Below are 22,156 nucleotides of genomic sequence, written 5' to 3' on the forward strand. Positions count from 1 at the left end.
ATCCTGGCTTCACGCAAACGGAACGCGCCTCCGTCGCCGCGTGGTCGGCCTCACTGCAAAGGCGGGTGCGTGACCAAGTTGGATCGCTTGCCTTTCTTACATTTCTTGCCTTCGATGGTTTCGGCGACCTCCAGGCTTGCCATCGATAGCAGGTAGGCCGCCATCGTCTGATCGAGCTCCAGCGCAAGCCTGTAGGTCTGATCGATCAGCGCGCTGAGTTCGTCGATCCGCTTCTTGTTTGGCATTGATGTCACCCTGGAGGCAGTCTGTGAATTTGAAGGAGGAGCGGCAAGCCGAAGTCCCTGTCGACGTCTCCGACCGACGAACTTCGTCGGTCGTGACGCGGTTGCAGGGCAGGCTTACCCGGCTGGGTCTGACAATCAGGCCACCCGATGGGAAACGGCTTCGGTCGATTCTAGGACGGAGCCGATGACACCCGCGTTCTTGCGGATTCGCGCCAGACTTTCCTCGCTGGTCTCCATCAACACCGCGACGTTGCTTTCGCCCGCGATGTCCGCGGGCAGGCCGAGCGGCCGAACGATCATCCCGATGCTTTGCAGGATCGGCACCCTGAGGGTACGCGCCAGCGCGGTGGCCCCGGTGATGCCTTGCGACAGGCAGTATTCGACGATGCCAAGAAACAGTTCCTGATAGGTGCGGCTATCCCGCCGGCCTTCCATGATCGAATAGCGGGACGCCTCGAGCAGGTCGGAACGTTGCGGCACCGGTCCATCGACCATCCACGCAAAATGCTCGCTCATCATGTGCGGAAGGGTGGTCGGGTACAGGCGGAAGCAACCGACGACGTCGTCTTGCCTGTCGATGGCCAAGCCGTAGACCGCATGTTCGGTGTCGAATTCGTCAGTCTCGATCGTTCCCCGCTCGAATTCCTTCCAGCCGCGCTCCTGCACGAAGATCTTGTGACGCATCCGAAAATGCTGATCCATTGATTTCGCGTAACGTGCCCGATTGTCGTTGTTGACGATGCGGATCATTGCAAGCCCCTCCCATTTCCGAGGGGCTGAGCATCGCGTTGGCGCGGGATTTAGCGATTCCGAGAACTAGGTATTGACAGGGCTACAGCTCGATTTCCCGGCGCCGGATCGCCTCGACGACGGCGTGGGTCCGGTTCGAGACCTTGAGCCGCTGGATCGCCGAGGCCACGAGCTTGTTCACCGTATCTTCCGAGATCTCGAGAATCTGCCCGACGTCCCAGGCAGTCTTGCCGATCGCGATCCAGCTCAGGATCTCGCGTTGCCGCGGCGTGAGAATCTTGTCGCGGCCGGCGGTCGCGGCCTTCATGTGAAGGAGCTTATTGAAGGCGTAGATGGCGATCAATTCGACCGCCGATCTTGCGTCCGCGGTCTCTTCGATCTCGAAGCCGGCGAACGAGATGCCCGCCTGATATCCGCTCAGCCCATGAATCGGAACGCTGACTCCGCGCCGCAATCGAAAGTCCACCGCGGCGATGCTCATGATCGACCGGGCTTTGGGATCATCGGGAATCGGAATGTCGGACCAGTTCGCCGAGCGAAATTGCGAGTGGGTAAAACGGGCGATCGGATCGTGCCGCTGGAAATCGCAGGCGCGGTACATCTCGAACCAGCCACTCGGCCAGCGATTCATCAAGATGCAGGCGTCGAAATTTCGGCGCTGAGTAGTTTTTGGCGTACCGCAGAGAAAATGCTCGAAGCCGAAAGCAGCGACCGAAAGATGAACCGCCGAGGCGATTTGCAACTCATCCGTCGTCCTGTCGATTACATCAATGGCCGCCATCGCGGTCTGGAAGTGTTTATTGTCAAGTTGCGCCATCCCCGCCTCGCCCCACCACGCAACAAACGGCACTCGCGTCGACCGATGGATGGTCTATAAGACCTTCCATTCGAAGGTCGTCGGTAATGCAACCACAGATTGTTCAATCCATCAACGAAAGATTGCTCGGCGTCCACATGGCCTTGCTGCTGGCGGTGACGCTGTTCGGCGCATTGCTGGCCGCCTCGGCATTCGGTGCTGCATCCGCGCAGGTTGCCCCGAAGGCAATCGCGGGGTCGACGCCGCAGGCCGTGCCGGGGTTTTGGGACCCGCGGCGGAGGCCGGACCGTCCCGACCTGTCGCGCCTGACCGTAATCCGATTCATGACCGAGACCGATTACCCGCCGTTCAACTTCACCGGCGCTGACGGTAATCCCGCCGGGTTCAACGTCGATTTGGCGCGGCTGCTATGCGAGGAGATCAAGGTCACCTGCACGGTGCAGATGCGGCGTTTCGAAACCCTGCTGGACGCGATTTCCAGCAATCGCGGCGACGCCATCATCGCCTCCTTGGCGGTGACGCCGCAGCTGCGGGCGCGGCTCGATTTTACCGATCCGTATTACCGGGCACCGGCGCGTTTCGTGGCGCGCAGGGATGCGGTGATGCCGGAAATGCGCCCGGAATATCTCGAGGGCAAGAAGATCGGCGCGATCGCCGGCTCTGCCCACGAGGCGTACCTGAAGACCCTGTTCACCGACGCCGAGCTGCATTCCTATCCGAATGACGAGGCGTTGCGGTTGGCGCTGCGGCGCGGCGAGGTCGATTTCATTTTCGGCGACGCGATCTCGCTGGCGTTCTGGATCAACGGCACCGATTCCGCCGAATGCTGCGCGTTCTCCGGCGGGCCGTTCGTCGAAAGCCGATATTTCGGCGAAGGTGTCGGCATCGCGGTCCGCAAGGGCAACGATCTGTTGCGGCAGGCGCTGAACTGGGCGCTGTTCCGGGTCTGGGAAAAAGGCCGCTACACCGACCTGTGGCTGCGTTATTTCTCCGTCAGCCCGTTCTGAATTCACCCCAGATCCACATTTTGGCGGTTTGGCATTTTGCCGAGGAGCCGCTAGGTTCCGCGGCCCAGGAGGCCATTGATGTCCACGATTGATCTTGCCACGAGCCCGAGCGACCTGCGCGCGCTCGCCGAACAATCCAACGCCTGGCCGTTCGAGCAGGCCAAAGCGATTGTGGCGCGGCTGCAGAAAGCCCCGAAGGACGTGGTGCTGTTCGAGACCGGCTACGGTCCCTCCGGCCTGCCGCATATCGGCACCTTTGGCGAGGTGGGGCGTACCACCATGGTGCGACACGCCTTCCGGGTGCTGACCGAGGACAGGATCAAGACCAAGCTGCTGGCGTTCTCCGACGACATGGACGGCCTGCGCAAGGTGCCGGACAACGTGCCCAACAAGGAGATGCTGACCAGCCATCTCGGCAAGCCGCTGACGAAAATCCCCGATCCGTTCGGCACCCATCCGAGCTTCGGCGAGCACAATAACGCGCGCCTTCGCGCCTTCCTCGATACGTTCGGCTTCGACTACGAATTCGCCAGTTCGACCGATTACTACACCTCGGGAAAATTCGACGCCGCGCTGCTGCGGGTGCTGGAGCGGTTCGACAAGGTGATGGCGATCATGCTGCCGAGCCTGCGCGAGGAGCGCGCCGCGAGCTATTCGCCGTTCCTGCCGATCTGTCCGCGCACCGGCGTGGTGCTGCAAGTACCGATCGTCGCGCACGATGCCAAGGCTGGCACGGTGAGCTACGACGATCCCGAAACCAATGAGCGCGTGACGCTGCCGGTCACCGGCGGCCATTGCAAGCTGCAATGGAAGCCGGATTGGGCGATGCGCTGGTGCGCGCTCGGCGTCGATTATGAAATGGCCGGCAAGGATCTGATCGATTCGGTGAAGTTGTCGGGAAAAATCTGCTCGGCGCTCGGCGGCACGCCGCCGGAAGGCTTCAACTACGAGCTGTTCCTCGACGACAAGGGCCAGAAGATTTCCAAGTCGAAGGGCAACGGGCTGACCATCGACGAATGGCTGCGCTACGCCTCGCCGGAATCGCTGTCGCTGTTCATGTATCGCGAGCCGAAGGCGGCGAAGCGGCTGTTCTTCGACGTGATCCCGCGCAATGTCGACGACTACCAGCAGTTCCTCGACGGCTTTGCGCGTCAGGACCCCAAGCAGCAGCTCGCCAATCCGGTCTGGCACATTCATGCCGGCCATCCGCCGAAATCCGATATGCCGGTGACGTTCCAGCTGCTGCTGACGCTGGTGTCGTCATCGAATGCGGAGAACGCCGAGACGCTGTGGGGCTTCATCGGCCGCTATCGCCCCGGCGTGACGCCGCAAACCCATCCGAAGCTCGACGCCATGGTCGGCTATGCCATCAACTATTATCGCGACTTCGTGGCGCCGACAAAAACCTTCCGCGAGCCGGTCGAGGCCGAGCGGGTGGCGCTGCAGGATCTGCGCGACGCGCTGTCGCAACTGCCTGCGGACGCCACAGCGGAAGCGATTCAGGACGTGGTCTACGAAATCGGCCGCCGCGAACCGTTCCTCGACCACAAGAAGGCGGCCAAGGACGGCAAGCCCGGCGTGGCGCTGGACTGGTTCAACATGCTGTACCAGGTGCTGCTCGGCCAGGAGAAGGGCCCCCGCTTCGGCTCCTTCGTCGCGGTCTATGGCCTGCCCAACGCGGTGGCGATGATCGACGGCGCGCTGGCGCGGAGTGCGTAGCAGTCACTTCAACGCAAGATGCCGCGCGCCTTCCCGCTGCATCTTGCGTGATGAGGCCCTCACGCCGCGGCGGCGCGTTGCGGCTGGCGCTTGGCGGCCGGTTCCATCATGATGCGAAACAGCGAGCATTGCGCGATCGGATCGATCGCGCGCAGCGCCATCCGGGCTTCGAAGCCGCAATTGTCGCAGCTCAAGGTGTGGATCTCGTAGAGGCCGTCGATCGCTTCTACATTCGGCTTCCGAAAATCGGCGCGGCAACGCATACAAGTGGCCATAGCAGTGGTTCCTTCGATTGTGTTGGAGCCGTTGCGAACAAAAGCTCCGTGAAGAGCGCCCTGCCTGGTGTTTCCTTCCGCAATTTCGTCAAAACGCCTTGAGCTGGCGGAATCGCGCGGGCCTTCGAAAAGGCCGCCGCAGCGGTCTTGTGCGGTGCAACATGAGATGGGTACAGCGGATGCGCGGCGCAAGCCACGCACAGACTCGTGATCGGCCGTGTGGTTACCGCCCGGTTTCAACCGGGTGTCGGTACAATTACCGATTTGCTATTCGGCTGCCTGCCGCGCCACCGTCGGCGCGTCGCCCGCCACCGTGGCGCGGCGCATGTCGCGTGGCTGCGCATGGTCGTAGCGCCGCACCCGGTGCATGGTCTGGCGGTTGTCCCACATCACCAGGTCATGCAGAGTCCATTTGTGGACGTAGACGAATTGCGGCTGGGTGGCGTGCTCGTTGAGGTCGCGCAGCAGCAGCCGGCCTTCCGGCACCGTCATGCCGACGATGGCGCCGGCGTGCGAGGCCAGATACAGCGATTTCCGGCCATGCGCCGGATGGGTCCGCACCAGCCGCTGCAGCACCGGTTTGAACATCTGCTTTTCCTCGTCAGAGTAGTCGAGAAAGCCGAGCGCGCCGCGCGAATACATCAGCGAGTGTTCGCAGATCATGTCCTCGATTTCGCTCTTGGTGGCGTCGTCGAGCGTGTCATAGGCCGCGCGCATGTCGGCGAATTCGGTGTTGCCGCCGCTCGGATTGACGATCCGCGCCGACAGCAGCGAGTACTTCGCCGGGATCGGCCGGAACGAACTGTCGGAATGCCACAGGCAGTTGCCCAGGTTGAACAAATGGGTGCGGTGATCGCGCGGCAGCGGTTTGCCGTCCTTGCCGAGATTGGAGACGTCGTTGACCCCGCTGGTCAGCCGCGCGTCCTGCGGCTTGGCCACAGTGCCGCCATGGGCGTTCTCGCGCTCGCCGAAATTGCGCGCGAAAGCGAGCTGCTGCTCGTCGGTGATGTCCTGCTTGGGAAATACCAGCACCGCGTAGTCATCCATCGCGTGTTCGATGGCGCGCGCGTCGTCGCGGCTGATCGGCTGGCGCAGATCGACGCCGCTGATTTCGCCGACGAACAACGGATGCAGCTTGCGGATCGAGATCGCCATGTGCGGTATTCCTCCGGACGGAATGGTTGACCCATTCGATGCGCGGCTTCGGTCGCCCGTGCCGCTTGCTAACCGAAAGCTACGCCGCGAAGGGACGAAGTCAACTGCGCGGCGCGAGGGCGGCTATGCGTTACGCGCCATCAAGCCGCCGTCGACCGGAATGATCGCGCCGGTCAGGAACGACGATGCCGGCAGGCACAGGCTCAGCGTGACGTGGGCGACTTCTTCCGGGTCGCCGTAGCGGTGCAACGCGGTGCGGCGTCGGGCGTAGATCTCCTTGTGCTCGTCCTTGATGCGTTGCGTCATGCCGGTCGAGATCGGCCCTGGGCAGATGCAGTTCACGGTAATGCCGTCGCGGCCAAGTTCGACCGCGAGCGAACGGGTGAGGCCGACCACGCCGGCCTTCGCCGCCGAATACGGGCTGTGCAGCGCGGTGGCGCCGAGCGCCTCGGTGGAGGCGATGTTGACGATCCGCGGGCAGCTTGATCGGCGCAAATACGGCAGTGCGGCGCGGATCATGCGCTGATGCGCGGTGAGCAGCACGCTGATGCTCTTGTCCCAGGCTTCGTCATAGCCGTCGGCGTCGATCGCGGTGACGACCGAGATCCCGGCATTGTTGATGACGATGTCGAGCCCGCCGAACGCTTGCGCGACCGCGTCGACCACGGTCTTGATGTTGGCAGCGCTGGAGACGTCGAGCGTCCAGGCTTTGGCGCTGCCGCCGCGCGCGACGATCGCCGCGGCAACCGCCTGCGCGCCGTCGCCGTCGAAGTCGGTCGCCGCGACCTGCGCGCCTTCGGCCGCGAACACCTGCGCGGTGGCGCGGCCCATTCCGCTTGCCGCGCCGGTGACGAGCACGCGCAGGCCTTTGACCGAGCGGCTGAGCTGTTTAAAGTCCGACATCGGTTTCCTCCGAACTTGTTGTTGTTGGCGCGCGCTCGCGCGGCTCGATTAGCTTGCCTTGATTGACAACGCTCGCACCGATCTGCACAGAGGTCAAACGCGGCAATAACAACAGCAACAACAAGGGAGCGAGGCGATGAGCGAACTGGATTTTGGCGGCCAGCAGGTGCTGGTGATCGGCGGCTCCAGCGGCATCGGCAACGGCATCGCGCAGGCGTTCCGCACCCGCGGCGCGAGCGTCTGCGTCAGCGGCACCCGCACCGGCGCCGCCAACTATGCTGAGGTCGAGGGCTCGGACCTCGCCGGCCTCGCTTACGCGCAACTCGACGTCGGGCAGCCGCAGGCGATCGAGGCGTTCGCGCCGCCGCTCGACCGGCTCGACGTGCTGGTGCTGGCGCAGGGTGCGGTGATCTATCGCCGCGGCGAATTCGAGATGGCGGGATTTCGCCAGGTGATGGAAGTCAATCTGGTCAGCCTGATGGGCTGCGCGCTGAAGTATCATCCGCTGCTGAAGGCCGCCGCCGGCAAGCTGATCATCGTCTCCTCGACCGCGGCCTATCACTCCACCAAGGGCAATCCGTCCTACAACGCCTCAAAGACCGGCGCGGTCGGTCTGACGCGGACGCTGGCCGAGGCCTGGGCCGAGGACGGCATCCGCGTCAACGGCATCGCCCCCGGCCTGGTCGATACCAAGATGACCAAGGTCACCACCGCGCATCCGAAGCGGCTCGAAGGCGCGATCGAAAACATTCCGCTGAAGCGGTTAGGTACCCCGCAGGACATGGCCGGTGCGGCGCTGTTTCTGGCCTCGCCGTTGTCGTCCTACATCATTGGCCACACCTTGGTGGTCGATGGCGGACTGATCCTTTAGGCTTAGCGCGAGAAGAAGCCGGGGGCCCAGGCCGATCGCCCGACATCGCCGGGCGGGCGTGGAGCGCGCGGGCGCGGCGGCTGCTGCGGTTGTGGCGCCGGTGTGGCGCCGAAGCCGAAAAATCCCGTCGCTGGCTGCGGCGGCGCCGGCTTGACCCGCTTCGGTTTCGGCGGCGCGTCCGCAATTCCGGCAGTATCGCCGGCGGGCGTCGCTCCGGCGACCGGCTGCTCGCTCTTCGGCGGTTCCTTGGCGGCTTCGTATCCGACCTCGCGGCGCGGCCAGACGAAATCGTCAGCGCGGCCGGCAGGCGCGGCGAGCGATTCACCCTTCACCAGCGTCCGCGCGGCGAGCGCATCGACCGGTGCCGGCCGGGTGCCGGGTCCGCCGAGCAATTGATCGGTGCTGACCGATGACGCCACCAGCGGAAGGATCGGCCCCGCCATCGGGCGTGGCGCCGGGCCGCCCGGCTTGGCATTCGCATCGGGCGTGCCGGGTTCGGTCGGCAGCGTAAACGGCGCGGAGCGTCCCGCTAGCAGCCGGGTGATCTCGCGCTCGACGTAATGCGCGAGCTTCCGCGCGCCGGCCTTGGTGAAATACACGCCGTCATAGGCGCGCAGTCGGCGGCTCTGGCCCTCGAAGTCGGGGCCCTGCTGCAGGAAGCGTCCAGCTTCGTCGACAAAGCCGTCCCAGACATCCACATAGGTGATGCCAGCCTTCGCAGCGGCGTCGCGATACAGCGCATTCAAGAACAGCATGTCCGAGGTCGCCTTGGTGCCGCGTACCGCTGGCAGTCCGACCCACAACACAGGCACGCCCTTCGACTTCAGCACGCCGATCAGCTCTTCAATCTTCTTGCCGTAGAGTTCGATCCAACGCTCTTCGCGAAACGCGTAGTTGCCGTTGGCGGAGCGTGTGCTTTTCTCCGGGGCGATGATCGATGGGGTATCGGCATCGTCGTCGTCGGAGAGTTCGGCATCGGCGGTCTTGTCGGTCGGCTTGTCGTCAGGCTTGGCATCGGACTTGGCGTCGGTTTTCGCATCCGGCTTGCCGCGGGCGTCCTTCTTGTCCGACTTCTCGACCACGGTTTCGCGCAGCGCAATGCGGTCGTTGATCCCGAGCATCACCACGATGGCGTCCGGCTTTTCGGTGCTGAGAATCCCTTTGGCGGCGGCGGTCCAGTCGGCGGGTTCGCCCTTGGGCTGGTAGCGGATCAGGCCCGAGGTGGTCTTGTGCTTGCGGATCACGCCCATTTCGGGCTGTTCGGCATAGGCGCCCTCGAGGCCATAGGCCAGCCAGTCGGCCATTCCGTCGCCGAGCACCAGCACGTTGCGCTCGGGCACCGTCTCGCGCTTTTCCGGCGCCGGCGCCCGCGAAAAATCCTCGCGCACCGGCGCCCGGCGCGGCGCCTGCTGCTGGAACGGCGCGAAGATGTCGTTGCCGAACCAGCCGCCGCCGCTGCGCGGAATCGGCGCCTGCGGTCGCGGTGGGCCGCCGAAATTGAAGAACTGCGCCGAGGCCGGACCGGCAATGCCGAACAGCAGCATCGCGGCGACGCTGAGCGCGATCAGCGGGCCGCGTTCAGTCAGGACACCCAGCAGGAATTTCGGCTTCATGGACATGACAATTTCGCGGCGCTCGAACAGCAGGGATTGCGCAGATCTATAGTACCGGATTCGGGCCGCAAGCGGGCAGCTTTCGCAAGCTATTGGCCCGGCATCGGCCGCCGTCAAGGGCGGCGGCCGCCTGTGTCGCGGCAAGGTTAGCGCACCGCTTCGGGTTCCGGCCGGCGCGCGTAAGCGGCCGGTTTTGCACGCGAAATCCGCCGGTCGATGGCGCCCGCGAGGGCTGTGTCGATGGCCGTCATCGGCAGCCGGACTTCGGGGCTGTCGATCAGCCCCTCGCGCCACAGCCAGTATTTCAGCGGCGTCGGCGAGGGCTCGGCGAACAACAGCTGCGGCACCTCTGCCAGCCGGCGCCATTCCGCCGAAGCGCCGATCAGGTCCTGCGCCGCCAGCCGCTGCCGGACCGCGGCGAAGGCTTCGGTTTCGACATGGGCCGACGCCAGGATGGCGCCGTCGCAGCCGCGCATCAAGGCGCCATAGAACAGCGCGTCCTCCCCGGTCAGCACCGCGAAGCCGGCCGGTCGTTTGCGCAACAGCTCCACCGTCTGCAGCGTATCGGCGCAGCAATCCTTGACGCCGACGATATTGCGGCGGCCGGCCAGTTGCAGCATCGCCGGATTGCCGAGATTGACCCCAGTGCGATACGGGATGTTGTAGATCATGATCGGCCGAGCCGTGGCATCGGCCAGCGCCTCGAAATGCAGCACCAAGCCGCGCTGCGACGGCCTCGTGTAGTAAGGGCAGGCGATCAGATAGCCGTCGACCGGCCAGTTCGCGGTCCGCAGCAACGATCGGACCACCTTGCTGGTGTCGCTGCCCGACAGCCCGAGATACGTCGGCATCGCGCGGCCAGATTCCGCCCGCGCCTCGGCCGCGATCATCACCAGTCGTTCGAGCTCATCGTCGTCCAGCGTCAGCCCTTCGCCAGTGGTGGCGCCGAGGATCAGCCCGTCGAGCGGTTTGCGCGCGTAGTGCGCGATCAGCCGGCGCAACGATTTGGCGTCGATTGCGCCATCCCGGAACGGAGTGATCAGCGGCAGCCACAGGCCACTCGGCGGCTCGGTCTCGGCTTGCATGGGTCGTCTCCTGCTGTAGGCCGGAGACGGAGACGCAATAAAAAAGCCCCGTCGAAACCGGCGGGGCGATGGGGTTGATACGGTGCGGACTGATCTAGCGCGCGCGTGCATCCCCGGCCCCAAAACAGGCGCGGTTTTTCGAGACGAGATGGACGATGCGAATGATCATCCTGCAAAATGCGCAGGGCAGGCAAGAATTGTCAAGCGGGCGCCAAGCGAAACGCGACAGCGTCGCGCGGCACGTCGGTTCGATCGCGAAATAAGCTACGGCCCAACTACGCCGGCCTGAAGGCTCGCGGCCTGACCGTTCGGCTTGGCCCGGGCAGATCTTTTCCGTTTGATCTTGCCGACGCGCTTCGGGGCGCTGCTGCAGAATTCCTCGGCCGGGTTCATTTCCGCCGTCATGGAATCGAGCACGTCCTTGTAGTCGCCGGTGACCTCCGGCTGCGGAGCGGCTTTCAGCTCCTGCAGATTCGCCGGCTCAACCGCCCGGTAGTCGAACCGCACCCGCTCCAGCCTGTCGCCGACGAACCAGACGCAGACCACGCCGGTAAATTTGTTGTCGTCGAAAATATCGGTGTTGATGGCGTCCACGGTCATGACAGGTCCACCGGACTTGAGCACCACGAGGTCGCCCAGTTTGAGAGCTGTCATATTTGTATCCGAGGTCGTCGACGCGAATCACGCGAGTTTGCGACGCAACAATAGCGAAAGCCTCGTAGCTTCACCAGCCGAGAAGGTGTCCGGGAACCGACAGTGCTACTATTGAGGGGACTAACCGCAGCAGAATCGAGTTTCTACCTTCCTCTCAGCCTCTCAAGCACATCCCCCGTCGCAAACCCGTCCGCCGGCGCCCCGATCGAAGCCTGGAAGCTGCGCAGCGCCTGCCTGGTTTCGCCGCCGAACTGGCCGTCGGGGGTGCCGCGGTAGTAGCCGCGCTGGGCCAGAAGTTGTTGGAGTTCAAGCCGTTCGCTGCGGGACAGCACGCGTTCCTGGCGCGGCCATGGCTGCACGAAGGGGGCGCCGCCGCGGAGGCGATCGGCGAAATGGCCGATCGCCAGCGCGTAGGCTTCGGCCGGGTTGTACTTCATGATGACGCGGAAATTCTGCAGCATCAGAAAGCCGGGGCCTTCGGCGCCGGCGGGCGCCAGCAGATAGGCCTTTTCGGCCGGGTTCGGGAATGGCTGGCCACCGGCGCGGCGCACGCCCATGTGGTCCCATTGCGCCAGCGTCATCGCCTTGGCGCGGTCGGCCAGCAGGTAGTTGAAGTCGCGGGGCAGCGCGACCTCATAGCCCCAGGTCGCGCCCGGCTGCCAGCCGTCCTTCTTCAGATTGTTGGCGGTGGAGGCGATCAAGTCATACGGGTTGTCGACCACGTCGCGGCGGCCGTCGCCGTCGGCGTCGACCGCGTAGCGCTTGAACGCGGTCGGCATGAATTGGGTCGGGCCGAACGCGCCGGCCCAGGAGCCGCGCATCTGCTCGGGGCGCAGGTCCCCGTGGTGCAGGATTTCCAGCGTTACCAGAAACTCGTCCTTGAAATATTTCTGGCGGCGGCCGACGCAGGCCAGCGTCGCGGTGGAGTTCAGCACGCTGCGGTCGCCCATCTGGGTCGAGTAGTTGGATTCGATGCCCCAGATCGAGGCGATGATATAGCGGTCGACGCCGTAAGCTTTTTCGACCGCGTCGAATTGCGGCCTGAATTGGGCGAGGATCTCGCGGCCCCGGGCGAGCCGGTTGTCGTTGACCAGGATGTCGAGATATTCCCACACCGCCTTGGTGAATTCCGGCTGCGAATCCATCAGGTCCATGATCCGCAGATCCGGCTCGAGCCCGGCGGTGAAGCGCTGAAAGCTCTGTTGCGAGATGCCGCGACGCGCGGCGTCCGGCCACATCGCCGCGACGCAATTGTCGAAATTCGCCGCTGCCTCGCGGATTGCGGCGGCCGTCATCAAGGGGTGGCCCGAGGCGCCGTCCTCGCCGCTCCAGGGCAGCGGTGCCGAGCTCGGCGCCGGCGTGGGCTGGTTCTGCGCGGTGGCGGAACGGGGCGGGGCAGCGGGTGCTGCGCGATTGCCCGGCGAGACCGAGCCGGTGAAAAAATTATCGAACAGGCTCAGCGGTCCGCCGCCCGAGGACTGCGCCATCGTGGCCGTGGTCATCGCCACCCCGAGCGCGGCGGTGATCGAGTTGCGCAGCAGCCTGGCGAAAAAGCCCATCTGTTCCATCCCGTCCGCGCCTCGCTCCTCGCAAAAACCCAAGGAGGCCCCGTCACGGTTTCCAACAGCTTAACAACGGCGAATTTTTGTTGTCAGCTGGGCCGATCGCCGAACCGCGACACCCCCGCTGCAAGCGAAAGCCCCGATGCTCGGCATTCATGAATTCTGGCTGTTCGTGGTCTCCGGACTGCTGCTGAATGTCACGCCGGGGCCGGATACCGCCTATATCGTCGGTCGCGGCGTGCAGCTGGGATGGCGCGGCGGCGCTCTGGCTGCGCTCGGCGTAGGCACCGGCTGCCTGGTCCATGTCGCGGCGGCCTCGATCGGGCTGTCAGCGCTGCTGGCAGCCTCCGCCACCGCCTTCGCCGCGATAAAACTGATCGGCGCGGCCTATTTGATTTGGCTCGGCGTCCGGATGCTGGCGTCGCGCACAACTGGCTTCGTCGCGGCAGCGGACGGCAGCCGGACGACGCCGCTGCGCGAGGTGTTCTGGCAGGGCGCGCTGACCAACGCGCTCAATCCGAAAGTGGCGTTGTTCTTCCTGGCGTTCCTGCCGCAATTCGTCGATGCCGCCTCGCCGCACAAGGCCTTCGCATTCCTGCTGCTCGGGTTGATCTTCGTGTTCAACGGCACGCTGTGGTGTCTCGGGCTGGCCGCCTTCGCCGCACAAGCCGCCGGCCGCATCCGTCAATCCGGGCGGGCGCTGCTCTGGATCAACCGATTGCTCGGCGGCATGTTCGTCGCGCTCGGCGTTCGCGTCGCGCTGGCGCAGGCGCGCTGACCGGATCAGGCCAGGATATTGACCAGCGCGCTGCCGGCGAGATAGCAGCCGAGCCCCATCATGGCGATCAGGAACCAGCGGCGGAACGCGGCCGCGTCCATTCTGCTGCGCACCGCCTGGCCGACGAACATGCCAATGAACGCCATCACCATCGCCACCGCGCCGGGCAAGGCGGTGGAGGCGGTGAGCAGCCCGGCGGCGGTGAGGTTGAAGGCCTGCGCCACGGTGGCGGTGGTGAAGAACACACCGAGCGCCTGCACCAGCTCGTCCTTCTCCATGCCGATCGCCTGCATGAATGGCATCGACGGAATCACCTGCACGCCGGTCGCCGCGGCGACCACGCCGGTGATCAGCCCGACCACGCCGCCGATCCAACGTTCATGCCGCGCGGCGACATGGAAGCGGCGTTGGGTCAGCCCGAGCAGCGCATAGATCACCAGCAGCACGCCGAGAACTACGGTGCCGTAGCGGGCATAGGGCCCGGTCATCAATCCGGCGCCGGACCAGATCCCGATCGCGGTGGCGAGCATCAAGGGCCAGAGCCGCCGGACGATGTCGCGCAGATAAGGGCCGACCACGGTCTGCCAGATATTGGTGACGATCGCCGGCGCGATCACGATCGCCAGCGCCTGCGCCGGCGGCATCGACACCGCCAGCAGCCCCATCGCCACGGTCGGCAGCCCGAGCCCGATCACGCCTTTGACGAAGCCGGCGAGCGCGAACACGGCGGCGACGAGAATCAAAAACGGATCCAGCATGGCGGCACATTGACGCAACGCCAATGCCGGCACAATGTGGAGACTCTTGATTTAGCCTCCGTTAAATCCGAAGGCAGGGAGGCCCGATGCGGTTCGACCTGGTCGATCTTCAGCTGTTCGTCGCGGTCGCCGAGGCGCGCAGCATCACCGCCGGCGCGGTCCGCGCCAATCTGGCGCTGGCGTCGGCGAGTGCGCGGATCAGGGCGCTGGAGCAATCGCTGGGGGTGACGCTGCTAACGCGCGGCCGCCGCGGCGTGGCGATCACGGCGGCGGGCGACAGCCTGCTCGGTCATGCCAGGGTGGTGCTGCACGGCGTCGAAATGATGCGCGGCGATCTCGCCGCCTATGCGCGAGGCCTCAAGGCCAGCGTCCATCTGCTGGCCAATACCGCCAGCCTGACCGAGCATTTGCCGAAAACGCTGGCTTCGTTTCTCGCCGCGCAACCCGATTTCGATATCGACGTTGAGGAACGCGAAAGCGCCGAAATCGCCCAGGCGATCGCCGCGGGCACCGCGGAGATCGGCATTGCGGTGGACGCGGCGCTGCCGGACCATCTGGAACGGTTCGCGTTCTGCGACGACCGGCTGGTGCTGGTGCTGCCGCCGCGCGATCCGCTGGCGCAGCATCGCCGCGTCGCATTCGGCGACGTGCTACAACGGGATTTCGTCGGCCTCGCGGGGCCGAGCGCGCTGCAGGATCACATCGCCACGCAGGCGGCGCGGTTCGGAACGCGGCTGCGGTTTCGCGCTCGGCTGCGCGATTTCGGCAGCCTCTGCCAGATGGTCGAGGCCGGGGTCGGGGTGGCGTTGATGCCGGAAGCCGCGGCCCGGGGCTACGCCCGGACCATGAAGATCGCCGCGGTGCGACTGAGCGACGGCTGGGCCAGCCGCAAGCTGGTGATCTGCGTGCGCGGCCTGAAATCCCTGCCGCGGCCGGCACAACAATTGGTCGCGCATCTGCGCAAATCGGCGCCGCAATAGCCGCGTATCAGGCGTTGAGCAATTCCATCGCCGCCTTGTGCACGCGAGGATCGCCGGCGGCGATGATGCGGCCGCCGCTCTGCGCCGGCTTGCCTTCCCAGGTGGTGATGATGCCGCCGGCGCCGGTGATAATCGGGATCAGGGCGGCGACGTCATAGGGCTTCAGCTCGGTCTCGATCACGAGATCAAGCAGGCCGGCCGCCAGCATGCAGTAGGAATAGCAATCGCCGCCATAGCGCGACAGCCGGACCGCGGCCTCGACGCGGCCGAATGCGGCGCGGTCCTCGGCGTTCATCAGCAGCGGGCTGGTGGTGAAGGAGGTGGCCTCCTTCAGCGTGGCGCAGCGCCGCACCGTCAGCTTTCGGCCGCCGGAAGGCCCCTGATATTGCGCCGAACCGCTGTCGCCGCTGAAACGTTCGCCGATGAACGGCTGATGCATCATGCCGAAAACCGGGGTGCCGCGATGCAGCAGCGCGATCAGCGTGCCCCAGACCGGAAATCCGGAGATGAAGGATTTGGTGCCGTCGATCGGGTCCAGCACCCAGACGTATTCTGCGTCCTCGCGCTCGCTGCCGAATTCCTCGCCGACGATGCCGTGCTGCGGGAAGTTCGCCTTGATCAGTCGGCGCATCACCGCCTCGGCGGCGCGGTCGGCCTCGGTGACCGGGTCGAAATCCTGGCCGGGATTCTTGTTGTCGATTGCCAGCGTGGTCCGGAAGAACGGCAGGATGGTCTCGCCGGATGATGTCGCAAGGCGTCCGATAAAGGCGGTGAAATCGATGACCGTCACGGGTGTTCCTTGTGAACCGGGGGTTGCTGGCAATGCTACGTTATTGGGTAATCCAATCGCGCGGCCGTCGCCTGCTTTATTATGGTCAGGTGGGACCGATCCACATCTACGATGGTTGGTCATCGGCTACGACGACCAGCTTTCGAAAAGCATCGCGGATGGCATGTTTTCGTGAATATCGGTACCGTTCACAAGCTTGCGATTGCCCCAGCTGCGGGTCTCTGTCACTAACGAGAGCGGTTCGCTCCAATTTTATCTCTTTGATTAGGCTCAAAAAAATTCCGTTTATCGGCGCCGAAACCGCCAATCAGACATGCATTTTTGCATAGGAAAATGTTCGAAAATACTTGCGTTTTGTGCGGCGCAGTTGCATATTGTTGCGGTGCGGTAGCGCCTCGCGCTATCGCTGCCCTCCTTGGGCGTTTCCTCCCTAGACTTGGGCCGCTTGCCAACGCAAGCGGCCCTTTTTTCTGGAGCGACATCTGGCAACGCCAGGGAAGACCTTCGCCCGTGGCGCGGCGCTATTCCGCCGCGGCCTGGAATGGCCCGAGATCGCCGAGCGGGATCGTGGCCAGAGCATCGGCCAGCAGCGTGAAATCGGCGGCAACCTGCGCGAAACGCGCGCTGCGCTGGCGCAGCCGCTCATCCATGTAGATCGCCCGATTGAGCTCGACTTGAACCGTGTGCAGCCCGCTGGCGGGATTGCCGTAATGCTCGGTGATGAAGCCGCCGGCATAAGGCTTGTTGCGGCCGATCGTATAGCCGCGCGCCGCCAGCGCCTCCTCGATGGTGTCGGGGATCAGCGAGGCGCAGCTGGTGCCGTAGCGGTCGCCGATCACGATGTCGGGTCGCCGCGGCTCGTCGCGCGAGATCCCCACCGACGGCATCGAATGGCAGTCCACCACGATCACGGTTCCGAAATTCTGATGCGCCTTGTTGATCAGCCGCCGCAGCGCGCGATGATACGGCTTGTACAGCGCCTCGATACGGCCGAGCGCGTCGTCGATGTGGATGCGTTCGCGGTAAATCTCCTGGCCGTCGCCGACCACGCGCGGAATGGTGCCGAGACCGCCGGCGACCCGCATCGAACGGGTGTTGGCGAAGCTCGGCAGCCGCCCGGAAAACATCCGCGGATCGAGTTCGTAGGGTTCGCGATTGACGTCCACATAAGACCGCGGGAAGTGCACCCGCACCACCGGAAAGCCGCGCTCGCCGAGCCCGTCGATCAATTCGTCCATGAACGAATCTTCCGAACGGCGTAGCGCCTCGATGTCGATCCGCGACGCATTCAGGAACGCGTTGGGGTACACCGAGCCGGAATGCGGTGAATTGAAAATGATCGGGGCGCGCCAGACTGCGGGTTCGGCGATCTCGAACGCTGGCGAGAATTCACCGTCAAAATCCGTCATGGTCGGGCGCCATCCCTCGAATATGCGGTTTTCCGGCCTTGTCCCTGACCGCGAAGGTCGCCGTCGCGAGCGTCGTCATTGTCGGCAATGACGCCAGCCCTGCCAAGCGAAATAATCCCCGCCCGGCCCGGAAACCGGTTGATGACGCAAAACTCCAGGCTTTGTTGCTTCGGCACCTGATCCGGCGCACGATTGAAGCTCGCTCCGCGCCAGATAGGTGGCGCAGCTTTCACCCGATATTTACCAGCCATCGGGCTAAGTGCAGCGAGTGATCCTCTCATCCGGGTTTGACGTCCAGCAGCCATGCACAAAATCCTCCTCGCCGAAGACGACAACGACATGCGACGGTTCCTGGTCAAGGCGCTGGAAAACGCCGGGTTTCAGGTGTCATCCTATGATAACGGGCTGTCAGCCTATCAGAGGTTGCGCGAAGAACCGTTTGAAATGCTTCTAACCGACATCGTGATGCCGGAAATGGACGGGATCGAGCTGGCGCGCCGCGCCTCCGAACTCGACCCCGACATCAAGATCATGTTCATCACCGGATTTGCTGCGGTGGCGCTGAATTCCGATTCGGAAGCCCCGAAAAATGCCAAGGTGCTGTCCAAGCCGGTGCATCTGCGGGAATTGGTCAGCGAAGTGAACAAGATGCTGGCGGCCTGATTCCTCCTTAGACCTGCTTGCCTGCCCGCATCGGAGCCGATATAGGGACGCAACCCGGACTTGACGTGAGGGCGCGTAGCTCAGCGGGAGAGCACCTCGTTGACATCGAGGGGGTCACAGGTTCGATCCCTGTCGCGCCCACCATCTAATCCTTAAGTCGCTGGACCGCCCCGCGTTCAGCGAATCGGCGCTCCGGCCGATCGGTCACCGTCCTTATCCAGCCCGCCAAATGCTTTGCTTAGCTCTGGTTCCAGGGAACCATTGAGTCGCCCCCGGATTAGCTGCCTGTAACGAAATTGCAGAACAGGAGCACTCCATGATCAAGCGTCTGGCCATTACGGCTGCCGCGCTGGCCGCACTTTGCAGCGCGATTCCCGCTGGCGCCGAAGAGGTCGGCATTGGAGTAGGCCCGGGCGGCATTACGGTCGGGACCAGCAACCATGACCGCTATCGCGACCGAGAAGTCATCCATGAACGCGACCGCCGCGACCGCGACGACACCGTCGTGATCAGGAAGCACGGCGACCGCGACGACGATCGCGATCGCAAGACCATCATCATCGACCGCGACCGCTGATCCAGCCAAGCATCAATCGACGGCCTCCCTGGTGGAGGCCGTTGTCGTTTGTGGATGCGATGCCGCGGTCTATCCGGACCGATTCAGCGCGCTGAAACCTTTCGCCGCCATGCTGCGCAGGCAACCGCAGGCGGATCGCACCGACGCATGGCCTCTGAACGCCCGATATCCGCACTCGAGGTGCGAGGGTTAACGAAACGCTACGATCGCCCCGCGGTCGATGCGCTCGATCTCACCATCCGTGTGGGCGAATTCTACGCGCTGCTCGGGCCCAACGGCGCGGGCAAGACCACGACGCTACGGATGGTCGCGGGCCTATTGAAGCCCGATGCCGGTTCGGTCTCGGTGATGGGGATCGATGCGCTGGCCGATCCGGTGGCGGCCAAGCAGATCACCGCCTGGGTCTCCGACGAGCCGATGATCTACGACAAGCTGACGCCGCTGGAATATCTCGAATTCGTCGCCGGGCTGTGGGGCTGCGATGCGTCCACGGCGGAGGCCGCCGCGCGGGATCTGTTGGACTCGCTCGGGCTCGCCGATCATGCGCATCAGCGCTGCGAAGGCTTCTCCAAGGGCATGCGGCAGAAAGTGGCGCTGGCCGGCGCGCTGGTGCATGAGCCGCGGTTGATCATCCTTGATGAGCCGCTGACCGGACTCGACGCAGTGTCGGCGCGCCACGTCAAGGCGATCCTGCAGGCCCGCGTCCGCGCCGGCTGCACCGTGATCATGACCACGCATATTCTCGAAGTCGCCGAGCGGATGGCCGACCGGATCGGCGTCATCATTTCCGGCCGGCTGGTCGCCGAAGGCACGCTGGCGGAATTGCGCGCGCGCAATGGCGCCGGCGACTCGAGCCTCGAGGACGTGTTCGTGGCGCTGGTGGATTCCGAAGCGGTCGCCGCATGAGCACAGTCTCGCTGGCCGGCTTCGCTCGCCACGACATCCGGCTGGCGTGGCGCGAGTTTCTCACGATGATGAGCGCGGGGCGGCGCGGCCGCGCCCGCAACGTTCTGCTGGCGCTGCTGGTGTTCGCCGCGCTGCTGCATCTGCCGGCCTACGGCATGGTCGGCCGCTTCGCCGACGTTTCCTGGGATGCCGATCTCACCACGCTGATCGTCATCACTGTCACCCTGGCGATGGCCTGGCTGCTGATGTTGTCGCAGGCGATCGAATCGGTGACGCGGGTGTTCTACGCTCGCGCCGATCTCGATCTGATCATGTCGTCGCCGATGCCGCTCGGGCAGGTGTTTTCGGTGCGGATGGCGGCGATCGCGCTCACCGTCACCGCGATGGCGCTGCTGTTCTCCGCGCCGGTGATCGACGTGCTGGCGATCTGCGGCGGCGCGCGCTGGCTTGTCGCGTTCGGCGTGGTCGCGGCGATCGGGATCTCGGCCGCGGCGGTGGCGATCGGCTTCACGGTGGCGCTGTTTCAACTGATCGGGCCGCGTCGGACCCGGCTGGTGGCGCAGATCCTCGCGGTGATCATCGGCGCCGGCTTCGTGATCGGCCTGCAGATCGCGGCGATCCTCTCCACCGGCACGATGTCGCGCTTCGCCTTGCTGACCTCAAGCGCCGCCGCGTCGTTCGCGCCCGATCCCGCCAGCATCACATGGTGGCCGGTGCGTGCGATTCTCGGCGACGCGATGGCGCTGTCGGCGCTGCTCGGCGGCAGCATGCTGTTGCTGGGCTTGGTGATGGCGACGGTGTCGTCGGGCATGGGCGATCTGGTGGTCAGCGCCTCGACCGCCGGCGTGGCATCGACCGCGCGCCGGCGCCGCCGCGGCGGATTCCGCCGCGGCTCGCGGCAGCAGGCGCTGCGGGTCAAGGAATTCATCCTGCTGCGCCGCGATCCCTGGCTGGTGTCGCAGTCGCTGATGCAATTGCTGTATCTGCTGCCGCCGGCGCTGATGCTGTGGCGCAGCTTTTCCGAGAGTTCGACCGCGATCGTGCTGATCACGCCGGTGATCGTAATGGCGGCGGGGCAGCTCGCCGGCGGGCTCGCCTGGCTGACGATTTCCGGCGAGGACGCCCCCGATCTGGTCGCCACCGCGCCATTGCCGGAGACCGCGGTAACGCGGGCCCGGATCGAGGTGGTGCTGATGGTGATCGGCGCGGTGATCGCGCCGCTGCTGGTGGCGCTGGCCTTCGTCGCGCCGCTGCAGGCGGTGGTGACCGCGCTCGGTTGTGCGATCAGTGCGGTGTCGGCGACCGCGATCCAGCTGTGGTTTCGGGTTCAGGCCAGGCGCAGCCAGTTTCGCCGCCGCCAGACCTCGTCGCGCTTCGCCACCTTCGCCGAGGCGTTTTCCTCGATCGGCTGGGCCGCCACCACGGTGCTGGCGCTGACGATTCCGGTGCTGGCCGCGATCACGGAAGTTTTGACCGTCGGCCTGCTGGCCGCGACCTGGAAGTTCAGTCCGCGCCGGGTATGACGCGGCCGGCCCAGGCTTGACGGTGCGCTCGCTTCGATCTTGTGTTCAATCCGACGGTAATCACGATGGTACGGCATTGCGGACCGCGGTCGCGGCTCGTGACGGATCGGAGTCATCCGGGATTTCTGCGGTGTTCGCAGTGCCGTCGATCTCCTCGTTGAAGCGCCCCGCCTGGGCGACGAGCAGGTCGAGGAAGCACCGCGCCCGCAGCGACATCCATTGCGTCTCCGGATAGACGGCGTGCAGCGGCAGCGCCGGAACGGCGAAGTCCGGCAACAGCAACTCCATCTCGCTGCGGCGGATCGACTCGATGACGTTCCACGCCGGCAGAATCGCCACGCCGAGATGCTGCAGCACCGCCTGTTTCATAGCGTCGGCATCGTCGACCACGATCGACCCCGAAATGTCCACGACGTGGCGCCCCAGCTCGGAGTCGAACGCCCACTGGTCGGCCGGCGACAGCCGGGAGTAAGCGATGCAATCCAGGCTCTTCAGGTCGCCGGGCAGCAGCGGCGTCCGGTGCCGGCGTAGGTAGGTCGGCGTCGCCACCAGGAATTGTCGTACCATGCCGATTCGCCGCGTCTTGAGCGAACTCGATTCCAGCGCGCCGACACACAACGCCAGCTCGATGCCGTCCTCGACGAGGTTGGCGCGGCGTTCGCTGAAGCGGATGTCGACCTTGACGTCGGGAAACGCCCGCAAATATTGCTCGACGATCGGCATGATATAGTGCCGGCCGAATGATGAGGGGATGCCGAGCCGCAGCGTCCCGGTCGGCCGCGCGGGAGCTTCCTTGATACTCGCCCGCGCCGTCTCGATGCAGCCGAGCGCCTGACGCGCCAGGTCATAGATCCGATGGGCCTCGCGGGTCGGCGTCAGCTTTCGGGTATTGCGCAGAAACAGCTGCGCGCCGAATTCCTTTTCCAGCAGGGCGATCCGCTTGCTCACCGCCGGCTGGCCGAGGCCCAGCTCCTTGGCCGCCTCTGAAAAGCTTCCGCGTTCCATCGTCTGGACAAACGCTTCGAGGCAGTCGAGACGATCCACCGGCTATTCCTGGTTGGAATAGATCATATCCTCGCCATTCCGTAGACCTCCGTCAAGGGTCGCCCTACGCTG

23 protein-coding genes and 1 tRNA gene are annotated in these 22,156 nt (G+C 64.9%); 10 read left to right on the forward strand and 14 right to left on the reverse strand.

Annotated elements, in window-relative coordinates; all coding sequences use genetic code 11:
• Positions 1 to 50: 50 nt before the first annotated feature.
• From HXX15_RS19195 to HXX15_RS19205, 3 genes are all read right to left on the reverse strand, one after another.
• Positions 51 to 245, reverse strand: a complete 195-nt coding sequence (locus HXX15_RS19195) for a hypothetical protein (RefSeq protein ID WP_296517997.1) — start codon at positions 243 to 245, stop codon at positions 51 to 53.
• Between the two features lie 135 nt (positions 246 to 380).
• Entirely contained in the window at positions 381 to 995 is a 615-nt protein-coding gene (locus HXX15_RS19200) for an acyl-homoserine-lactone synthase (RefSeq protein ID WP_296517998.1), read from the reverse strand.
• A gap of 82 nt (positions 996 to 1,077) precedes the next feature.
• Positions 1,078 to 1,812: a LuxR family transcriptional regulator gene (locus HXX15_RS19205; protein WP_366558596.1), complete on the reverse strand. Its 735-nt coding sequence runs from the start codon at positions 1,810 to 1,812 to the stop codon at positions 1,078 to 1,080.
• Positions 1,813 to 1,898: 86 nt separating this feature from the next.
• Here HXX15_RS19205 and HXX15_RS19210 point away from each other — a divergent pair, with 86 nt between their 5' ends.
• Positions 1,899 to 2,819: a transporter substrate-binding domain-containing protein gene (locus HXX15_RS19210; protein ID WP_296517999.1), complete on the forward strand. Its 921-nt coding sequence runs from the start codon at positions 1,899 to 1,901 to the stop codon at positions 2,817 to 2,819.
• A 78-nt stretch (positions 2,820 to 2,897) separates the two neighbouring features.
• Entirely contained in the window at positions 2,898 to 4,538 is a 1,641-nt protein-coding gene (locus tag HXX15_RS19215; RefSeq protein WP_296518000.1) for a lysine--tRNA ligase, read from the forward strand.
• 59 nt (positions 4,539 to 4,597) lie between these two features.
• On the opposite strand, the gene HXX15_RS19220 is transcribed toward HXX15_RS19215, so the two are convergent.
• The 3 genes from HXX15_RS19220 to HXX15_RS19230 all read right to left on the reverse strand — a co-directional run bounded on the left by HXX15_RS19220 (position 4,598) and on the right by HXX15_RS19230 (position 6,871).
• Positions 4,598 to 4,813 carry a hypothetical protein gene (locus HXX15_RS19220; RefSeq protein WP_296518001.1) on the reverse strand — a complete coding sequence of 72 codons (216 nt, stop codon included), beginning with the start codon at positions 4,811 to 4,813 and terminating at the stop codon, positions 4,598 to 4,600.
• Positions 4,814 to 5,080: 267 nt separating this feature from the next.
• The gene (locus HXX15_RS19225; protein ID WP_296518002.1) at positions 5,081 to 5,968 is read right to left on the reverse strand and encodes a TauD/TfdA family dioxygenase; all 888 of its coding nucleotides are present in this window, start codon (positions 5,966 to 5,968) and stop codon (positions 5,081 to 5,083) included.
• A 123-nt stretch (positions 5,969 to 6,091) separates the two neighbouring features.
• The gene (locus HXX15_RS19230) at positions 6,092 to 6,871 is read right to left on the reverse strand and encodes an SDR family NAD(P)-dependent oxidoreductase (protein ID WP_296518003.1); all 780 of its coding nucleotides are present in this window, start codon (positions 6,869 to 6,871) and stop codon (positions 6,092 to 6,094) included.
• A gap of 136 nt (positions 6,872 to 7,007) precedes the next feature.
• On the opposite strand from HXX15_RS19230, the gene HXX15_RS19235 reads away from it, so the two are divergent.
• Positions 7,008 to 7,742 carry an SDR family oxidoreductase gene (locus tag HXX15_RS19235; protein WP_296518004.1) on the forward strand — a complete coding sequence of 245 codons (735 nt, stop codon included), beginning with the start codon at positions 7,008 to 7,010 and terminating at the stop codon, positions 7,740 to 7,742.
• Between the two features lie 2 nt (positions 7,743 to 7,744).
• Here HXX15_RS19235 and HXX15_RS19240 read toward each other — a convergent pair whose 3' ends face one another.
• The 4 genes from HXX15_RS19240 to HXX15_RS19255 all read right to left on the reverse strand — a co-directional run bounded on the left by HXX15_RS19240 (position 7,745) and on the right by HXX15_RS19255 (position 12,596).
• The gene (locus HXX15_RS19240; protein ID WP_296518225.1) at positions 7,745 to 9,355 is read right to left on the reverse strand and encodes a GDSL-type esterase/lipase family protein; all 1,611 of its coding nucleotides are present in this window, start codon (positions 9,353 to 9,355) and stop codon (positions 7,745 to 7,747) included.
• A 146-nt stretch (positions 9,356 to 9,501) separates the two neighbouring features.
• Positions 9,502 to 10,440, reverse strand: a complete 939-nt coding sequence (locus HXX15_RS19245; RefSeq protein ID WP_296518005.1) for a 4-hydroxy-tetrahydrodipicolinate synthase — start codon at positions 10,438 to 10,440, stop codon at positions 9,502 to 9,504.
• A 264-nt stretch (positions 10,441 to 10,704) separates the two neighbouring features.
• Positions 10,705 to 11,067: a DUF2158 domain-containing protein gene (locus tag HXX15_RS19250; RefSeq protein WP_366558597.1), complete on the reverse strand. Its 363-nt coding sequence runs from the start codon at positions 11,065 to 11,067 to the stop codon at positions 10,705 to 10,707.
• 170 nt (positions 11,068 to 11,237) lie between these two features.
• Positions 11,238 to 12,596 carry a lytic murein transglycosylase gene (locus tag HXX15_RS19255; RefSeq protein ID WP_296518226.1) on the reverse strand — a complete coding sequence of 453 codons (1,359 nt, stop codon included), beginning with the start codon at positions 12,594 to 12,596 and terminating at the stop codon, positions 11,238 to 11,240.
• 202 nt (positions 12,597 to 12,798) lie between these two features.
• Between HXX15_RS19255 and HXX15_RS19260 the strand changes: the two genes are divergently transcribed.
• The gene (locus HXX15_RS19260) at positions 12,799 to 13,434 is read left to right on the forward strand and encodes a LysE family translocator (RefSeq protein WP_296518008.1); all 636 of its coding nucleotides are present in this window, start codon (positions 12,799 to 12,801) and stop codon (positions 13,432 to 13,434) included.
• A 5-nt stretch (positions 13,435 to 13,439) separates the two neighbouring features.
• Here the strand turns inward: HXX15_RS19260 and HXX15_RS19265 are convergent, their stop codons facing one another.
• Positions 13,440 to 14,192 carry a sulfite exporter TauE/SafE family protein gene (locus HXX15_RS19265; RefSeq protein ID WP_296518009.1) on the reverse strand — a complete coding sequence of 251 codons (753 nt, stop codon included), beginning with the start codon at positions 14,190 to 14,192 and terminating at the stop codon, positions 13,440 to 13,442.
• 86 nt (positions 14,193 to 14,278) lie between these two features.
• On the opposite strand from HXX15_RS19265, the gene HXX15_RS19270 reads away from it, so the two are divergent.
• Positions 14,279 to 15,172, forward strand: a complete 894-nt coding sequence (locus HXX15_RS19270) for a LysR family transcriptional regulator (protein WP_296518010.1) — start codon at positions 14,279 to 14,281, stop codon at positions 15,170 to 15,172.
• A 7-nt stretch (positions 15,173 to 15,179) separates the two neighbouring features.
• Here the strand turns inward: HXX15_RS19270 and hisN are convergent, their stop codons facing one another.
• Positions 15,180 to 15,962, reverse strand: a complete 783-nt coding sequence (hisN, locus tag HXX15_RS19275; protein WP_296518012.1) for a histidinol-phosphatase — start codon at positions 15,960 to 15,962, stop codon at positions 15,180 to 15,182.
• Between the two features lie 521 nt (positions 15,963 to 16,483).
• Positions 16,484 to 17,371 carry an N-formylglutamate amidohydrolase gene (locus HXX15_RS19280; RefSeq protein WP_296518013.1) on the reverse strand — a complete coding sequence of 296 codons (888 nt, stop codon included), beginning with the start codon at positions 17,369 to 17,371 and terminating at the stop codon, positions 16,484 to 16,486.
• A gap of 303 nt (positions 17,372 to 17,674) precedes the next feature.
• Between HXX15_RS19280 and cpdR the strand changes: the two genes are divergently transcribed.
• The 5 genes from cpdR (at position 17,675) to HXX15_RS19305 (ending at position 21,040) form a co-directional block, all read left to right on the forward strand.
• The gene (gene cpdR, locus HXX15_RS19285) at positions 17,675 to 18,034 is read left to right on the forward strand and encodes a cell cycle two-component system response regulator CpdR (RefSeq protein WP_044410648.1); all 360 of its coding nucleotides are present in this window, start codon (positions 17,675 to 17,677) and stop codon (positions 18,032 to 18,034) included.
• A 69-nt stretch (positions 18,035 to 18,103) separates the two neighbouring features.
• Positions 18,104 to 18,178: transfer RNA gene (locus HXX15_RS19290), tRNA-Val, on the forward strand.
• A gap of 172 nt (positions 18,179 to 18,350) precedes the next feature.
• Positions 18,351 to 18,611 (forward strand): hypothetical protein, encoded by a 261-nt coding sequence (locus HXX15_RS19295; RefSeq protein WP_296518014.1) that lies wholly within the window; start codon positions 18,351 to 18,353, stop codon positions 18,609 to 18,611.
• Between the two features lie 147 nt (positions 18,612 to 18,758).
• On the forward strand, positions 18,759 to 19,517 hold the full coding sequence (locus HXX15_RS19300) for an ABC transporter ATP-binding protein (RefSeq protein WP_296518015.1): 759 nt from the start codon (positions 18,759 to 18,761) through the stop codon (positions 19,515 to 19,517).
• Positions 19,514 to 21,040, forward strand: coding sequence for a permease (locus tag HXX15_RS19305; RefSeq protein WP_296518016.1), 1,527 nt, complete (start codon positions 19,514 to 19,516; stop codon positions 21,038 to 21,040). Before HXX15_RS19300 ends, HXX15_RS19305 begins: the two co-directional genes overlap by 4 nt.
• 60 nt (positions 21,041 to 21,100) lie before the next feature.
• Here HXX15_RS19305 and HXX15_RS19310 read toward each other — a convergent pair whose 3' ends face one another.
• Complete coding sequence (locus tag HXX15_RS19310; RefSeq protein ID WP_296518017.1) at positions 21,101 to 22,084, reverse strand: LysR family transcriptional regulator; 984 nt, start codon at positions 22,082 to 22,084, stop codon at positions 21,101 to 21,103.
• Positions 22,085 to 22,156: the final 72 nt, after the last annotated feature.

The organism is Rhodopseudomonas sp. (assembly GCF_013377015.1).
In the GTDB taxonomy this organism is placed as follows: domain Bacteria; phylum Pseudomonadota; class Alphaproteobacteria; order Rhizobiales; family Xanthobacteraceae; genus JARJEH01.

What these genes read in the sequence shown, in the direction of transcription:
- HXX15_RS19305 (WP_296518016.1), top strand. Translation starts at nt 19,514, where the DNA reads ATGAGCACAGTCTCGCTGGCCGGCTTCGCTCGCCACGACATCCGGCTG.
- HXX15_RS19280 (WP_296518013.1), bottom strand. Translation starts at nt 17,371, where the DNA reads ATGACGGATTTTGACGGTGAATTCTCGCCAGCGTTCGAGATCGCCGAA.
- HXX15_RS19215 (WP_296518000.1), top strand. Translation starts at nt 2,898, where the DNA reads ATGTCCACGATTGATCTTGCCACGAGCCCGAGCGACCTGCGCGCGCTC.
- HXX15_RS19220 (WP_296518001.1), bottom strand. Translation starts at nt 4,813, where the DNA reads ATGGCCACTTGTATGCGTTGCCGCGCCGATTTTCGGAAGCCGAATGTA.
- HXX15_RS19195 (WP_296517997.1), bottom strand. Translation starts at nt 245, where the DNA reads ATGCCAAACAAGAAGCGGATCGACGAACTCAGCGCGCTGATCGATCAG.
- HXX15_RS19270 (WP_296518010.1), top strand. Translation starts at nt 14,279, where the DNA reads ATGCGGTTCGACCTGGTCGATCTTCAGCTGTTCGTCGCGGTCGCCGAG.
- HXX15_RS19230 (WP_296518003.1), bottom strand. Translation starts at nt 6,871, where the DNA reads ATGTCGGACTTTAAACAGCTCAGCCGCTCGGTCAAAGGCCTGCGCGTG.
- HXX15_RS19260 (WP_296518008.1), top strand. Translation starts at nt 12,799, where the DNA reads ATGCTCGGCATTCATGAATTCTGGCTGTTCGTGGTCTCCGGACTGCTG.
- HXX15_RS19205 (WP_366558596.1), bottom strand. Translation starts at nt 1,812, where the DNA reads ATGGCGCAACTTGACAATAAACACTTCCAGACCGCGATGGCGGCCATT.
- HXX15_RS19210 (WP_296517999.1), top strand. Translation starts at nt 1,899, where the DNA reads ATGCAACCACAGATTGTTCAATCCATCAACGAAAGATTGCTCGGCGTC.
- HXX15_RS19265 (WP_296518009.1), bottom strand. Translation starts at nt 14,192, where the DNA reads ATGCTGGATCCGTTTTTGATTCTCGTCGCCGCCGTGTTCGCGCTCGCC.
- HXX15_RS19225 (WP_296518002.1), bottom strand. Translation starts at nt 5,968, where the DNA reads ATGGCGATCTCGATCCGCAAGCTGCATCCGTTGTTCGTCGGCGAAATC.
- HXX15_RS19200 (WP_296517998.1), bottom strand. Translation starts at nt 995, where the DNA reads ATGATCCGCATCGTCAACAACGACAATCGGGCACGTTACGCGAAATCA.
- cpdR (WP_044410648.1), top strand. Translation starts at nt 17,675, where the DNA reads ATGCACAAAATCCTCCTCGCCGAAGACGACAACGACATGCGACGGTTC.
- HXX15_RS19300 (WP_296518015.1), top strand. Translation starts at nt 18,759, where the DNA reads ATGGCCTCTGAACGCCCGATATCCGCACTCGAGGTGCGAGGGTTAACG.
- HXX15_RS19245 (WP_296518005.1), bottom strand. Translation starts at nt 10,440, where the DNA reads ATGCAAGCCGAGACCGAGCCGCCGAGTGGCCTGTGGCTGCCGCTGATC.
- HXX15_RS19235 (WP_296518004.1), top strand. Translation starts at nt 7,008, where the DNA reads ATGAGCGAACTGGATTTTGGCGGCCAGCAGGTGCTGGTGATCGGCGGC.
- HXX15_RS19255 (WP_296518226.1), bottom strand. Translation starts at nt 12,596, where the DNA reads ATGACCACGGCCACGATGGCGCAGTCCTCGGGCGGCGGACCGCTGAGC.
- HXX15_RS19240 (WP_296518225.1), bottom strand. Translation starts at nt 9,355, where the DNA reads ATGAAGCCGAAATTCCTGCTGGGTGTCCTGACTGAACGCGGCCCGCTG.
- HXX15_RS19295 (WP_296518014.1), top strand. Translation starts at nt 18,351, where the DNA reads ATGATCAAGCGTCTGGCCATTACGGCTGCCGCGCTGGCCGCACTTTGC.